Raw genomic sequence first — 14,514 nt, forward strand, 5'->3', positions numbered from 1 at the left:
GTGCCACGACCGTCCGATCCTTTTAAGCACACGGCCACATTAGCGGTGCGCGATTCGATCCGCGCGAGCGTCGTTGCACTACCGCGGCCATCGGCATGGAGCTTGCTAAAACGAAGCCATGCACCTTCCACCGACCGATCCGTCGAACACGAGCCCCTCGGGCGCGGCCAACGTGCCCGCCTTGTCGACCACGCGCGACTGGACCTGTCCGTTCTGCCCGCTGCTGTGCGACGACCTGGTCGTCAATGCGCACGACGACGCCACGCTCAGCGTGCCCGACACCGATTGCCCGCGGCTCGCCGGCGCGCTCACGTGCTACGGCGCGAGCGACGCGCAGTGCGCGAGCAGCATCGACGGACAGGACGCCAATCTCGACGACGCGCTCACTCATGCGGCGCGGATGCTGTCGAACGCGCGCCGTCCGCTGTTCGGCGCGCTCGCCACCGACGTCGCCGGCGCACGCGCGTTGTACACGCTCGCGGCCGGTTGCGGCGCGATCCTCGATCATTTGCACGGCGACGCGATGAGCGCCGCGACACTCGCGCTGCAGGACCGCGGCTCGTTCTTCACGACGCTCTCCGAAGTGCGCAGCCGCGCCGACCTGCTGGTGTTTTTCGGCTGCCAGCCGTCGCGGCGCTATCCGCGCTTTTACGCGCGCACGCTGGAGGGCACCGAAGGCGCGCGCGACCTGGTGTTCGTCGGTTGCGAGCCGGACCCTGCCGCGAGCGCGTTCGCGCAAGCGCGCGTCGAAGCGATCCTGCCGGACGCCGATCCGTATCACACGCTCGCGCAATGGTCCGCGTTGAGCGTGGGACGCGAGCCCGGCGCGTTGCCCGATAACGGAACGGGCACGTCGGAGACGCTGGCGACGCTAGCCGCGCTGCAAGCGCGCATTGCCGCCGCGCGCTATACGGTGTTCGTTTATGAGCCCGCCGCGCTGCCCGGTCCGCACGCGGCGCTGTTGATCGAAGCATTGAACCGCATCGTCAAGACGACGAACCTCACGGCTCGCGCGGGCTGTCTCGCGCTCGGCGGCGACGACGGCGCGCTCACGGTCAACCAGACGGTGACGTGGCTCTCGGGCCTGCCGCTGCGCACCCATGTCTCGAAGCCAGGGCGGCTCGCCGGCACCGCGCCGCTCGATCATGATCCGTATCGCTATCGCACCAGCAGGCTGCTCGCCGAGGGTGAAGTCGACGCGCTGTTATGGGTCGCGAGTTTCGGGCCGCACGCGTGGCCGGCCTCGCTCAATCCGGCCGTGCCCGCGGTGGTGCTCGGTCATCCCGCTCTCGCCGAAGCGGCCAGGTCGCGCGGCGCCGCGACGGTTTTCATCCCGGTTGCGACGCCCGGCATCGACAGCGGCGGCCATCTGTTCCGGGTCGACAGTTCGGTCGTGATGCCGCTCGCCGCCGCACGCGGCGCCGCGCTGCCCTCGGTCGAGGCGATCGCCACGCAACTGGCCGCGCGGCTTCATGCGCCCGATGCGCGCCCCGCCGTTCAGGAGCAGCCATGAGCCTCGTCCGGCTGAAAGGCGGCACGATCTACGATCCCACCAACGGCGTGAACGGCGAGCGCCGCGATCTGACGATTCGCGACGGCCGCATCGTCGACGTTGCGGCGAACACGCCGGTCGATCACGAATACGACGCCACCGGCATGATCGTGATGGCGGGCGGCATCGACATGCATTCGCACATCGGCGGCGGCAAGACGAATCTGTCGCGCCTGCTGCTGCCCGAGGATCACCGCGCCGATCCCGTGCGCGATGCGGCCTACGAATCGGTGCAGGACGGCGCGGGGCGTTACTTGCGTCTGCCGTCTTGCGGCGTCTGCGCGCCGGGCACGCTTGCGACCGGCTACCGCTACGCCGAGATGGGCTACACGGCCGCGTTCGAGCCTGCGATGATGCCGTCCAACGCGCGCCATACGCACCTCGAAATGGGCGACACGCCGATCATCGATCACGGCGCCTATGTGATGCTCGGCAACGACGAACTGTTCCTGCAGATGCTCGCCGCGCGCCACGACTTCGAGCGGCTGCGCGATTACGTCGGCTGGACGATTCACGCGAGCAAGGCGCTCGGCGTGAAGGTGGTCAATCCCGGCGGCATCTCCGCGTTCAAGTTCAACCAGCGTTCGCTCAACGTGGACGAGCAGCACAAGCACTACGGCATCACGCCGCGCGAGGTGCTGCATACGCTGTCGCGCGCGTTGACCGAACTGCGCGTGCCGCATCCGCTGCATGTGCACGCGAGCAATCTCGGCGTGCCCGGCAACATCGATTCGACCATCGCGACGATGGACGCCGCCGACGGCCTGCCGATCCATCTCACGCATATCCAGTTTCACAGCTACGGCGTCGAAGGTCCGCAGAAGTTTTCGTCGGGCGCGCGCCATATCGCCGAAGCGGTGAACGCGCGGCCGAACGTGTCGATCGACGTGGGCCAGATCATCTTCGGGCAAACCGTCACCGCCTCGGGTGACACGATGATGCAGTTCCGCAACGCGCCGATGGCGCGGCCGCACAAGTGGGTGGTGGGCGACATCGAATGCGACGCGGGCTGCGGCGTGGTGCCGTTCCGCTATCGCGAGCAAAGCTTCGTGAATGCGCTGCAATGGATCATCGGACTCGAAATCTTTTTGCTGGTCGACGATCCCTGGCGTGTCTCGATGACCACCGATCATCCGAACGGCGGCCCGTTCACCAGCTATCCGCATCTGATCCGCCTGCTGATGGACAAATCGTTTCGCGACGAGCAGATCGCGAAGCTGCATCCCGAAGCGCAAGTGGCGAGCGCGCTGCCGCATTTGAAACGCGAATTCTCGCTGTACGAGATCGCCATCATCACGCGCGCCGGGCCCGCACGCCTGCTCGGCCTGCGCGACCGCGGCCATCTGGGCGAGGGTGCCGCGGCCGACATCGCCGTGTATCGCGACGAGCCGGATCGCGAGCGGATGTTCACCTCGCCCGCGTATGTGTTCAAGGACGGCGAACTGGTCGCGCGCGACGGCACGCTCGTCGCCACGCCCACGGGCGGCATCCATTTCGTGTCGCCCGATTTCGACCGCGGCATCGAAAAAACGCTGCGCGCCTATAGCGACGCCAATCTCGCGAACAACTTCGCGCATGCGGCGATCAGCGACGACGAGATCTGCAATTGCTGCCGCGGCGGCAGGCTGCTGCCGGTCGAATGTTTCTCCAATAATTGATGAACGCGGCCGACAAGCACGGTTGACCAGAACGGTTGATTCACGCCAACACGAACCCCAGACGATGAGCGACCCGGCACCTCTTCAGATCAACGGCACCACGATCGACGCAACCTTCGCGGAAGCCTTTCCGATGAAGGCGACCCGGCTCGTCATCACCGCGCACACGCCGACGTGGGCGCTCAACGCCGCCAACGCGATGACGGGCTTCGCGACCTCGGTGATCGGCTGCGGTTGCGAGGCCGGCATCGAGCGCGAACTCGCGCCGGGCGACACGCCGGATGGGCGGCCCGGGGTCGCGGTCCTGCTGTTCGCGGTGTCGTCGAAGGAATTGGCCAAGCAGATCGAACGGCGCGTGGGCCAATGCGTGCTTACCTGCCCGACCACCGCGATCTATGGCGGCATCGATCCGGCGACGAGCCGCGCGCCGCTCTCCGACGTCGCCTCGCTCGGCCGTGGCTTGCGCTTTTTCGGCGACGGCTGGCAAATCTCGAAGGTGCTCGCCGGCACGCGTTACTGGCGCGTGCCGGTGATGGACGGCGAGTTCGTCTGCGAAGAAACCACGGCGACGGTGAAGGCCGTCGGCGGCGGCAATCTGCTGCTGCTCGCGCGCGACATCGACGCCGCGCTGGCCGCCTCCGAAGCCGCGGTCGCGGCAATGCGCAAGCTGCCGAACGTGATCATGCCGTTTCCTGGCGGCGTCGTCCGCTCGGGATCGAAGGTCGGTTCGAAGTACAAAGGCGCGACCGCGTCGAGCAACGACGCGTTCTGCCCGACGCTGGTCGGCCTCTCGCCGCGCAGCGAACTGGGCGCGGAAGTCGGCTGCGTGCTGGAGATCGTGATCGACGGCCTCACCGACGCGGACGTCGGCCTTGCGATGACGGCGGGCATCGTGGCGGCCACCGCGCGCGGACGCGCGGCGGGCATGCTGCGGATTTCGGCGGGCAACTACGGCGGCAAGCTGGGGCCGTACCACTTCCATTTGCACGAACTGGCCGCCGGCCTCGACGGGAGCCGCGCATGAGCACGACGACCACCTTGCGCGTGAAAGCGCCGCCCGGTTTCCGCGTGGATGCGGGCGCGCTGTTGCCCGCGCCGCTCGCCGAACTGAGCTTGAACGAAATCGAGCGCATCGTGCTGCCCGCGGGCAACGAGCGCTGCGCGGTGGGCGACGTGTTCGAGGTGTCGCGTAGCGAAACAGCGGCGGCGCGTGCGGCGGCGGATGCGCCTCATACACCTCACACGCCTCACGCGCCTCACATCGAGCACGCCGACGCGACGCTCGTGATCGACGGCGCCGAGCCGTGGCTCGACCGCGTGGGCGCGCATATGACGGCGGGCCACCTCGTCGTCCACGGTTCGACGGGCGACTATAGCGGCTTGCACATGGCGGGCGGCGTGCTGCGCATCGACGGCGATGCGGGACACTTCACCGCCTGTGAAATGCGCGGCGGACGCCTGAGCGTGGCCGGCAATAGCGGCGACTTCGCCGCCGGCGCGCTCACCGGCGACATGGAAGGCATGACCGGCGGCACGCTGACGATTCACGGCGACGCGGGCGCGCGGCTCGCCGATCGCATGCGCCGCGGCCTCGTGCTCGTCGGCGGCGATGCGGGCGAATTCGCCGCGTCGCGGCTCGTCGCGGGCACCGTCTGCGTGGCGGGGGAACTCGGCCCGCATTATGCGTACGGTATGAGGCGCGGCACGCTGCTGCTCGCGCAGCGGCCCGTGCAATTGCCGCCGACCTTCACCGAGGGCGGCCGCGGTTTCGACGTATTCTGGGCGCTGCTGGTGCGCAGTCTCGCGCGCGAAATCACGCCCTTCTCGCAGTGGCGCACGATGAAGCTGCCGGCGCGCTACGCCGGCGATCTCGCGGTCGACGGACGGGGCGAAATCCTGATCGCCGGGTAACACCCGAGTGGTGCGCACGCGAGGCTGTATTAGTGTGTTCGATGGACACATCAAACGAAAGGAGACGGAGTGACGACGGTGCATTCGCCTCACGCCACGAAGCCACGCGCCGACGCCAAAGCCGGCGCGCGCGAGCCGCGCTATGCCGGCTCGCTGATCGTGCTGCACTGGGTGATCGCGTTCGGCATCATCGGTCTGCTTGCGCTCGGGCTGTACATGGTCGGGTTGCCGAAGGGGCTGCCTCTCAAGGCGTCGTTGATCACCTTCCACAAGTCACTCGGACTGACGGTTTTCCTGCTGGTGCTTCTCCGTATCATGGTGCGCGCGGTCGTTGGTCGGCCGCCGCTACCGCCGATGCGACCGTGGCAACGCGCCGCCGCGCGCACTACGCAGGGTCTTTTATACGTGGCAATGGTCGTGATGCCGCTCTCCGGCTATCTCGGCTCGTCGTTCAACACGTATGGCACGCGTTTCTGGGGCATCCTGCTGCCGAAGTGGGGCTGGGACGACAAGGAACTGCGCTCGCTGTTCTTCGGCATTCACGAAGCGGCAGCGTATGTGCTGATCGCGCTGATCGTGCTGCATGTGGCGGGGGCGATCAAGCATCAGTTGATCGACCGCGACAACCTGCTGGCGAGGATGCTGCCATGACTAGGCGGGCTGCGCGGGGTGGTTCGTCGCATGGGCCGCAGGTGCTTGAGACGCTTCAGGCGCTTCAGGCGCTTCAAGCGACGAACGCGCTTCATGCACCTCATGCGCCTACCGCCTCGCCGCGCATGATGCGCGGCGCGCTGCCGACGCGTGACGGGCATCGCGTGGCGTATGCGGTGGCGGGCGCTCCCGATGGCGTGCCGGTCGTCGTGTTGCATGGCGGACCGGGCAGCGGCAGCCAGCCGGGCGCGCTGCAATTGTTCGATTTGACGCGTTTCAGAGTCGTGCTGGTCGATCAGCGCGGCACCGGCGCATCGACGCCGCATGGCAGCGTGCGCCATAACCGCACCGCTCATCTGATCGACGATCTCGAAGCGGTGCGCGAGCGGCTCGGCGTCGAGCGCTGGGGCGTGTTCGGCGGATCGTGGGGCGCGGCGCTCGCGCTCGCGTATGCGGGAACGCATCCGCGGTCGGTGACGGGCGTGGTGATGCGCGGGCTGTTTCTCACTTCGGCGCGTGAAGTGCGCGGGCTGTTCGTGTCGTCGCGTGGGCGCGCGCCTCGGGCATGGACGCGGTTGCGGGATGCGGCGCGCGGTGATGAGCGCGGCATGGGCGGCTGCGGCGATGTTAGCGGACACAGCCGCGATGGCGAATACAGCGGCATTGCGAGACACAGCGACGTTGGCGAACACAGCCGCATTGGCAACCACAGCAGCCTTAGCAAGCACCGCAGCGCTAACGAACCCCACACCTTCAGCAACCTCGCCAACCGCCCCGCCGCGCTACTCGCGCGCTGTCACATAACGCTCCACCGCGGAGGTGCCAACGAAGCCCAGCAACATGCCCTCGCGCTGGCATGGCGCGGCTATGAAGACGCGGTGCTCGCAAGCGCCTCGACGCGCCGCGCGCGTTCCACCACCGCACGCGTCTCACGCCGAAACACCCGCAAGCTGATCGGCAAATACCGCATTCAAGCGCACTATCTGATGCATCGCTGCTGGCTCGGCGAAACGCGTCTGCTGTCGCTCGCGCGCCGCGCCGCCGCAGCGGGCGTGCCGCTTGCCGCGGTGCACGGCTCACGCGATCCGGTGTGTCCGCGCGGCAACTTGCGGCGTCTCGCGCGAGCCGTGCCCACGGCGCGCGTCGAATGCGTGCGCGCCGGTCATCTGGCGAGCGATCCCGCGCTGCGCGACAGCGTCATGCGCGCGCTCACCGCCATGTTCATTCCACCCGCTCACGAGGGGCGCGGCATGCGCCACGCGGCATGAAAATCAAGGTACTCGGTTCATCGGCGGGCGGCGGTTTTCCGCAATGGAACTGCAATTGCCGTAATTGCGACGGCGTGCGGCGCGGCACGCTGAAGGCGACGCGCCGCACGCAGTCATCGATCGCGGTCAGCGCGAACGGCGAGGACTGGCTGCTCGTCAACGCGTCGCCCGATCTGCTCGCGCAGATCGCCGCCAACCCGGAGTTGCAGCCGGCCCGCCGCGCGCGCGACAGCGGCATTGCCGCGGTGCTCGTGATCGACGCGCAGATCGACCACGTCACCGGCCTGCTGATGCTGCGCGAACGCGACGCGCCGCTGCCGCTCTACGCGACCGACGCCGTATGGCAAGACCTGTGCACCGGTTTTCCGGTCGGGCCGATCCTCTCGCACTATTGCGGCGTCGAGCACCATCGCATCGCGCTCGACGGCGCGCCGCTCGCGGTGGATGCGCTGCGCGACGTGCGGATCGACGCGCTGCCGCTGTCCAGCAAGGCGCCGCCCTACTCGCCGCATCGCAATGCGCCGGAACGCGGCGACAACATCGGACTGGTGTTCACCAATCTTCAGTCGGGCAAGCGCGTGTTCTACGCGCCGGGACTCGGCGCGATCGAGCCGCACGTGCTCGCCGCGATGCGCGACGCGGATCTGCTGCTGGTCGACGGCACGCTATGGACGGGCGACGAGATGATCCGCCTCGGCTTGTCGAAGAAAACCTCCGCCGATATGGGCCATCTGCAGCAGTCCGGCGAAGGTGGCATGATGGAAGTGCTCGACTCGCTCGACGCCGGCGAGGCACGCGGCGCGCGCAAGGTGCTGATCCACATCAACAACACGAACCCGATCCTCGTCGACGATGGTCCCGAGCGCCGCATCCTGAGCGAACATGGGATCGAAGTGGCGTACGACGGCATGACGTTCGACCTGTGAAGCGCAGGCACGAGCACGAACCACGGAGAAGGCATGAACGCGAACGACACCTTCGGCACGGCGCCGTCCAGCGCGACAGACGCGAACCAACCGGCGTGGACCCGCGAGGAATTCGAGGCGCGGTTGCGCGCCAAAGGCACGGCCTATCACATCCATCATCCGTTCAATGTGAAGATGAATAGCGGCGGCTGCTCGCGCGAACAGATTCGCGGCTGGGTCGCGAACCGCTTCTACTATCAGATCAATATTCCGCTGAAGGATGCGGCGGTGCTGTCGAACTGCCCCGATCGCGACACGCGCCGCCGCTGGGTGCAGCGCATTCTCGATCACGACGGTTATGGCGACCAGGAAGGCGGCATCGAAACGTGGGCGCGCCTGGCCGACGCGGTCGGTCTCTCGCGCGACGATCTGTGGTCGCAGAAAATGGTGACACCCGGCGTGCGCTTCGCCGTCGATGCTTATGTGAATTTCGCGCGCCGCGCGCCGTGGCAGGAAGCGGTGTGTTCGTCGCTCACCGAGATGTTCGCGCCGCAGATTCACCGCGACCGGCTCGCGGGTTGGCCCGAACACTATCCGTGGATCGAGTCCGCCGGCCTCGCCTATTTCCGCTCGCGCATCACGCTCGCGCAGCGCGACGTGCTGCACGGACTCGAAGTCACGCTGAATCATTTCACGCGGCGCGAGCAGCAGGACCGCGCGCTGGATATCCTGCAGTTCAAGCTCGACATTCTGTGGACGATGCTGGATTCGATCGAAAAGGCTTTCCCCCAATGAACGACGCGCCAGGCGCCGGCGGCGCCATGCCAACCGCCGATCGACCGACGATCAACAAGCTGTTTCGCCTGCAATGGGAACCGGCGCAGAACGCTCATGTGCTGCTCTATCCCGAGGGCATGGTGAAGCTCAATCAGAGCGCGGCGGAAATCCTCAAGCGCTGCGACGGCACGCGCGACGTCGACGCGCTCATCGCCGATCTGGAACAGGCGTTCAACACCAGCGGGCTCGGTCCCGAAGTGCGCGCCTTCATCGCCGACGCGCGGGCACGCGGCTGGCTGGGATAGCGTCATGACCGATCTCTCGCAACCCGTTACCGATGCCGAGGCGCATGCCGCCGGAGGCGGCGTCGCGCCGCCGCTGTGGCTGCTCGCGGAACTCACGTACCGTTGTCCGCTGCATTGCGCGTTCTGCTACAACCCGGTCGACTATACGGACCACAGCCGCGAACTGAGCACCGAGCAATGGCTCGGCGTGCTGCGCGAGGCGCGCGCGCTCGGCGCCGCGCAACTCGGTTTTTCGGGCGGCGAACCGCTCATGCGCGACGATCTCGAAGTGCTGGTGGAAGAAGCGCGCAAGCTCGGCTTCTATACGAACCTGATCACCTCCGGCATCGGTCTCACCGACAAACGGCTCGGCGACCTGAAGGCGGCCGGGCTCGATCACATCCAGTTATCGTTCCAGGATTCGACGCAGGAACTGAACGATTTCCTGAGCAGCACGCGCACCTTCGATCTGAAACAGCGCGTGGCCACGTCGATCAAACGGCATGGCTTTCCGATGGTGCTCAACTGCGTGCTGCATCGCTACAACCTGCCGCACGTCGATAAGATCATCGACATGGCACTCGCGATGGGCGCCGAATATCTGGAGCTCGCGAACACGCAGTATTACGGCTGGGCGCATACGAACCAGGCGCAGCTCATGCCGACGCGCGAGCAACTGGAAGAAGCCGAAGCCGTGGTCGAGCGTTACCGCCGCACGCACGGCGAGCGCTGCAAGATCTTCTTCGTCGTGCCGGACTATTTCGAGCGTCGGCCCAAGCGCTGCATGAACGGCTGGGGCGCGGTGTTTCTCGGCGTCGCGCCGGACGGCGCGGCGCTGCCGTGCCACGCCGCGCGCGGCCTGCCCGGCCTCGTGCTGCCGAACGTGAAGGACACGCCGCTGCGCGAGATCTGGTACGAGAGCGATGCGTTCACGCGCTTTCGCGGCCTCGACTGGATGAAAGAGCCCTGCCGCAGTTGCGACGAGAAGGAACACGATCTGGGCGGCTGCCGCTGCCAGGCCTACCTGCTCACCGGCGACGCGGCCAATGCCGATCCCGTCTGCGACAAGTCGCCGTTTCACGAAGCCGTGGTGAAGGTGGTGCGGCGCGCGGCGACGCCCGCAGCACATGAAGCGCCCGAGCCACGCGAGCAGCCCATCCTGTTTCGCAACGACGCGAACTCGCGCAAGCTCGCGGCCGCCGCCTTCGTTGCACCTGATGAGCAAGGCGGTCCCGGAGGCCGCGCATGACAGCCGGCGGCATCTCCGTTCTGCTCGTCGACGATCACGCGGTGGTGCGCGAAGGTTATCGCCGCCTGCTCGAATTGAATGCCGACGTGCACGTGTGCGGAGAAGCGGCGGATGCGGCGCAGGCCTATCAGCGCTTTTGCGCGCTGCGGCCCGACGTGGTGGTGATGGACGTGTCATTGCCGGGCGCGAGCGGCGTCGAGGCAATGCGACGGATGCTCGCCCGCGTGCCCGATGCCCGCGTGCTGATTTTCAGCGTGCACGAAGAAGCGATTTTCGTGCGCCGCGCGCTGGACGCCGGCGCGCTCGGCTACGTGACCAAGGCGAGCGCGCCCGACGTGCTGGTGGAAGCGGTGCGCACGGTCGCGCGGCGCGCGGGCTATCTGAGCCCCGACATCTCGCAGGCGCTCGCGCTGCGCACCGCGTTCAGCGAAGGGCCGCCGGGGCGGCAATTGTCCGCGCGTGAATTCGAGGTGCTGCGCTTGCTGGTGCAGGGTTATACGCTGCCGAGCATCGCCGAGAAACTGGGCTTGAGCCAGAAGACCGTCGCCAACCATCAATCGGTGATCCGGCAAAAATTCGGCGCCGACAACGGCGTGCAGCTCGCGCAAATGGCGAGCCGGCTCGGGCTTCAGTTCACCGGCTCGGGCTCGTCGGCCAGCCCGGCTTGAGCCGGCACGCGCGCGCAGAACAGAAAGCCGCCGTCGGGCTTGCTCGCCACGTGAAATTCGCCGCCTAGCGCCTCGACGCGCTCGCGCATGCCGATCAGCCCGAGTCCGCCGCGCGGCTTCGCGAGGTCGGCGCCGGGGCCGTCGTCGGCCATCGTCACGACGATCTCGTCGATCACCTCATCCTCCTGTCCGGGCCGCCTCTCGCGTGGCGCGCGCACCATGAACACCTCCACGCGCGAGCCGCGGGCGAACTTCGAAACATTGGTGAGCCCTTCCTGCACGAGCCGATAGAGCGTGATGGTCAGCGCGTCGCTCAAACCCGTGAAATCCCCTTCGATCGTCAACGAGAACGAGGCCTCCGGCAAACGCTCGCGCCAGCCGTCGACGCAATGTTCGAGCGCGCTCGGCAAGCCGAATTCGTCGAGGCCGATGGGCCGCAGACGCCGGATCATTCCGCCGATCTGGCGGTACACGTGGCTCGCGCTCTGAATCAAACCGAGCGACACGCGATGAATCTCCGGCTCGCGCGCCGCGGACAGATCGCGGATGCGCGCCGCGTCGAGCGCGATGGCGTTCAGGTACTGGCCGAGTTCGTCGTGCAGTTCGCGTGCGAGATGACGGCGCTCGAACTCCTGCGCCTGCAGGGCCTGGTTGGCGAGACGACGGTTCTCCGCGAGCAGGCGCTCGGCCTGTTCCTCGAGCACGCGGCGGCGGTTCAGTTCGCCACGCGCCTCGCGATAGCGGCGCCAGGCGAACCACGCAAGGCCGACCGAGAGCACGCAGAGCGTGCCCGGCAATTCGTCGAGCTGAAAGCGTTCCACGCCGCGCGTCCAGCGATAGGCGCGTTCGCTGACATCCAGCAGCGCGCCGCATGCGGCCGCCGCGACCGTCACGACGAACACCCATGCAAGGTCGCGCGCCACTGTCGAATGCGGCGAAGCGCGGCGCGTGGGATGCGTGCGATGCGTGGAATCGGAATTCGAGGGATCGTTTGACATCACGTTTGCATTTTACGCAGCCCGCTTGCGCGCGGAGGATTCCGGCGACGCATTTGGGAACGCTTCCCCGCCAGATCGGGAAAAGCTCCCGGGCCCGCGTTGCCCCGGTATGCGAAGCTTTTCTCCACACCATGAGAAAGCGCTACGTGCCCGACGCATCGCCCGCATGAGCGACGCCAATCACGATAGCGCATCGACCCGGCAGGAGACAAATCATGAACATGCCGTTCCATTCGCGCCGCACGGTCCGCTTGCGACGACGCATCGGCCTGACCCTGGGTTTCGGCGGCGCGCTCGCCGGTCTGAGCGTCACCGCGTGGGCGCAGGCGGAGCCTGCCGTGGCGGCCTCCGCCGCCGCGGCCAAGCCGGACCAGGCGAGCGCCGACGTCACGCTCGCGCCTGTGGTCGTGGTGGGCACCACGCCGCTTCTCGGCATCGGCACGCCGCTCTCGCAGGTGCCCGCCAACGTGCAGACGGTCCGCGCGCAGGAGCTCGACCAGCAGCATCGCAGCACGCTCACCGATTACTTCGCGAAGAATCTGCCGAGCGTCGATATCGCGGACGCGCAAGGCAATCCGTATCAGGTGAACATCAACTATCGTGGCTTCACCGCGTCGCCGCTGCTCGGCACGCCGCAGGGTCTCTCTGTGTTCGTCGACGGCGTGCGCGTGAACGAGCCGTTCGGCGACGTGGTGAACTGGGACCTGATTCCGCAGCAGGCGATCGATACGATTCAACTGATTCCCGGCTCGAATCCCACCTATGGATTCAATACGCTCGGCGGCGCCATTTCGATCAGCACGAAGAACGGCAAGACCAGCCCCGGCGGCGAGGCCGAAGTGGCGTTGGGCTCATGGGGCCGCAAGACCGCGCAGATCGAACAGGGCGGCACCCTCGGCGCCAACCTGGACTACTACGTGACGGGCAGCGTGGCGAACGACAACGGCTGGGCCGAACAGAACGCGAGCCGCGTGCGCCAGGCGTTCGGCAAGCTGCGCTACACCGACGCCGACACGACCCTGTCGTTCTCCGCCGGCGGCGCGGACAACGATCTGCACGGCGCGCAAACCATTCCGCGCTCCTTTCTCGGCAACCCGAAGCAGCCTTATACCTACCCCGACCAGAACGTGAACGAGGTCGGCTACGTGACGCTTTCGGGCGATCATTACTTCAACGATCACGTGGAGTTGAGCGGCAACCTCTATTACCGGCACTTCCGCAACAGCAACCTTAGCAGCAACGTGAATAGCGGCTTCGGCTCGGTGGATGACGACGGCAATATCGACACCGTGCAGGCGACCAACGACAAATCATCGGTCACGACGGAAAGCTATGGCGCGAGCCTGCAACTCACGCTGCTCGGCAAGCTGGGCGGCATGGAAAACCAGTTCGTCGCGGGCGTCTCGGCCGATCTTGCCAACTCGCGCTACGTCGCCGCGTCGCAAGAGGCCGCCTTCACCGATTCACGCGCGACGCTCGGCCTCGGCGATTTCACGCAGGAAACCGCGGCGAAAACCCACAACGGCAACTATGGGATCTATCTGCAAGATACGTTGTCGCTGACCAGGCAGTGGTCGCTGACGCTCGCCGGCCGCTATAACTGGGCCGACGCCACCATCGGCGATTCGAGCGGCACGCAGCCGCAACTGAACGGCCACCATACGTTTTCGCGCTTCAATCCGGCCGTGGGCATCAACTGGAATCCGAGCTCCGCGTTCACCGCGTATGCGACCTACAACGAAGGCATGCGCTCGCCCACCGCCATCGAACTGGCCTGCGCCGATCCGGCCGCGCCCTGCTCGCTGCCGAACGACTTCGTGTCGGACCCGTCGCTCGAACCGGTGATCTCCAGGACCTTCGAGATCGGCGCGCGAGGGCGCGTGGGCCAGGCGACGACCTGGAGCGCCGCCGTCTACAGCACCACGCTCGACAACGATATCCAGTTCATCAGCAGCAACGGCGCGTCGAGTACCGAGGGATTTTTTCAGAACGTGGGCCGCACGCGCCGGCAAGGGGCCGAGCTTTCGGGGCACAGCAAGTTCGGGCCGCTCGCCGTTACCGCGAGCTACAGCTACGTCGATGCGACCTACCGGTCGACGTGGACCGAACACAGCCCGAGCAATTCCAGCGCGGACGCGAACGGCAACATCACGGTCAAGTCCGGCAATCACATTCCGGGCATTCCCGCGAACACGATCAAGCTGCAACTCGACTACGCGGCCACGTCCAAATGGAACGTCGGCGCGAACCTGACCTGGCGCGGCGGCATCTATGCGCAGGGCGACGAGAACAATCAGGATGTGAACGGCAAGATCGCGGGCTACCTGCTGATCGATTTGGACACGTCTTACCAGGTGACCAAACAGTTGCAGGTTTTCGCGAGCATCACGAACCTGCTCGACAAGCGCTATGCGAGCTTCGGCACGCTCGGCGAAAATTTCTTCAACGGACCGAACCATACGTTCGACGGCGCGAGCGCGGTCAACGAGCAGTTCGTCGGGCCGGGCGCGCCGCGCGGCGTGTGGATGGGTTTGCGGTATGCGTGGAAATAGCGCTGAGAAATGAGCGTCCGCCGGACGCTCATTGCAGGATT

At 66.8% G+C, this 14,514-nt stretch carries 13 protein-coding genes; 12 read left to right on the forward strand and 1 reads right to left on the reverse strand.

Translation table 11 applies throughout. The features are described from left to right. Positions 1–118 precede the first annotated feature (118 nt). The 11 genes from ACOCG7_RS11050 (at position 119) to ACOCG7_RS11100 (ending at position 10,923) form a co-directional block, all read left to right on the forward strand. Entirely contained in the window at positions 119–1,513 is a 1,395-nt protein-coding gene (locus tag ACOCG7_RS11050; protein ID WP_114164308.1) for a formylmethanofuran dehydrogenase, read from the forward strand. Further along, on the forward strand, positions 1,510–3,210 hold the full coding sequence (locus tag ACOCG7_RS11055; RefSeq protein WP_114164307.1) for a formylmethanofuran dehydrogenase subunit A: 1,701 nt from the start codon (positions 1,510–1,512) through the stop codon (positions 3,208–3,210). Before ACOCG7_RS11050 ends, ACOCG7_RS11055 begins: the two co-directional genes overlap by 4 nt. 64 nt (positions 3,211–3,274) lie before the next feature. Further along, positions 3,275–4,234 carry a formylmethanofuran--tetrahydromethanopterin N-formyltransferase gene (gene fhcD / locus ACOCG7_RS11060; protein WP_073427421.1) on the forward strand — a complete coding sequence of 320 codons (960 nt, stop codon included), beginning with the start codon at positions 3,275–3,277 and terminating at the stop codon, positions 4,232–4,234. Then, entirely contained in the window at positions 4,231–5,121 is an 891-nt protein-coding gene (locus ACOCG7_RS11065; RefSeq protein WP_073427420.1) for a formylmethanofuran dehydrogenase subunit C, read from the forward strand. The genes fhcD and ACOCG7_RS11065 overlap by 4 nt, the downstream gene beginning before the upstream one ends. Before the next feature lie 69 nt (positions 5,122–5,190). Continuing rightward, complete coding sequence (locus tag ACOCG7_RS11070) at positions 5,191–5,772, forward strand: cytochrome b (protein WP_073427419.1); 582 nt, start codon at positions 5,191–5,193, stop codon at positions 5,770–5,772. 125 nt (positions 5,773–5,897) lie between these two features. Beyond that, on the forward strand, positions 5,898–7,040 hold the full coding sequence (locus ACOCG7_RS11075; RefSeq protein ID WP_421377609.1) for an alpha/beta fold hydrolase: 1,143 nt from the start codon (positions 5,898–5,900) through the stop codon (positions 7,038–7,040). Continuing rightward, a complete protein-coding gene (gene pqqB / locus ACOCG7_RS11080; protein ID WP_114164306.1) occupies positions 7,037–7,966 on the forward strand; it encodes a pyrroloquinoline quinone biosynthesis protein PqqB in 930 nt (309 codons plus the stop codon). Before ACOCG7_RS11075 ends, pqqB begins: the two co-directional genes overlap by 4 nt. Before the next feature lie 33 nt (positions 7,967–7,999). Then, a complete protein-coding gene (pqqC, locus tag ACOCG7_RS11085) occupies positions 8,000–8,740 on the forward strand; it encodes a pyrroloquinoline-quinone synthase PqqC (RefSeq protein WP_073427417.1) in 741 nt (246 codons plus the stop codon). Further along, on the forward strand, positions 8,737–9,027 hold the full coding sequence (pqqD, locus tag ACOCG7_RS11090) for a pyrroloquinoline quinone biosynthesis peptide chaperone PqqD (protein WP_073427416.1): 291 nt from the start codon (positions 8,737–8,739) through the stop codon (positions 9,025–9,027). The genes pqqC and pqqD overlap by 4 nt, the downstream gene beginning before the upstream one ends. A 4-nt stretch (positions 9,028–9,031) precedes the next feature. Further along, positions 9,032–10,255: a pyrroloquinoline quinone biosynthesis protein PqqE gene (gene pqqE / locus ACOCG7_RS11095; protein WP_114164305.1), complete on the forward strand. Its 1,224-nt coding sequence runs from the start codon at positions 9,032–9,034 to the stop codon at positions 10,253–10,255. Further along, the gene (locus ACOCG7_RS11100; protein ID WP_073427414.1) at positions 10,252–10,923 is read left to right on the forward strand and encodes a response regulator; all 672 of its coding nucleotides are present in this window, start codon (positions 10,252–10,254) and stop codon (positions 10,921–10,923) included. The genes pqqE and ACOCG7_RS11100 overlap by 4 nt, the downstream gene beginning before the upstream one ends. Here the strand turns inward: ACOCG7_RS11100 and ACOCG7_RS11105 are convergent. After that, complete coding sequence (locus tag ACOCG7_RS11105; protein WP_073427413.1) at positions 10,884–11,921, reverse strand: histidine kinase; 1,038 nt, start codon at positions 11,919–11,921, stop codon at positions 10,884–10,886. The two genes, ACOCG7_RS11100 and ACOCG7_RS11105, sit on opposite strands and share 40 nt — an antisense overlap. Positions 11,922–12,136: 215 nt before the next feature. Here ACOCG7_RS11105 and ACOCG7_RS11110 point away from each other — a divergent pair, with 215 nt between their 5' ends. Beyond that, positions 12,137–14,473 (forward strand): TonB-dependent receptor, encoded by a 2,337-nt coding sequence (locus tag ACOCG7_RS11110; RefSeq protein ID WP_073427412.1) that lies wholly within the window; start codon positions 12,137–12,139, stop codon positions 14,471–14,473. The last annotated feature ends 41 nt before the right edge of the window (positions 14,474–14,514 follow it).

Source organism: Paraburkholderia sp. DD10 (assembly GCF_049177125.1).
GTDB classification, from domain to species: domain Bacteria; phylum Pseudomonadota; class Gammaproteobacteria; order Burkholderiales; family Burkholderiaceae; genus Paraburkholderia; species Paraburkholderia terricola.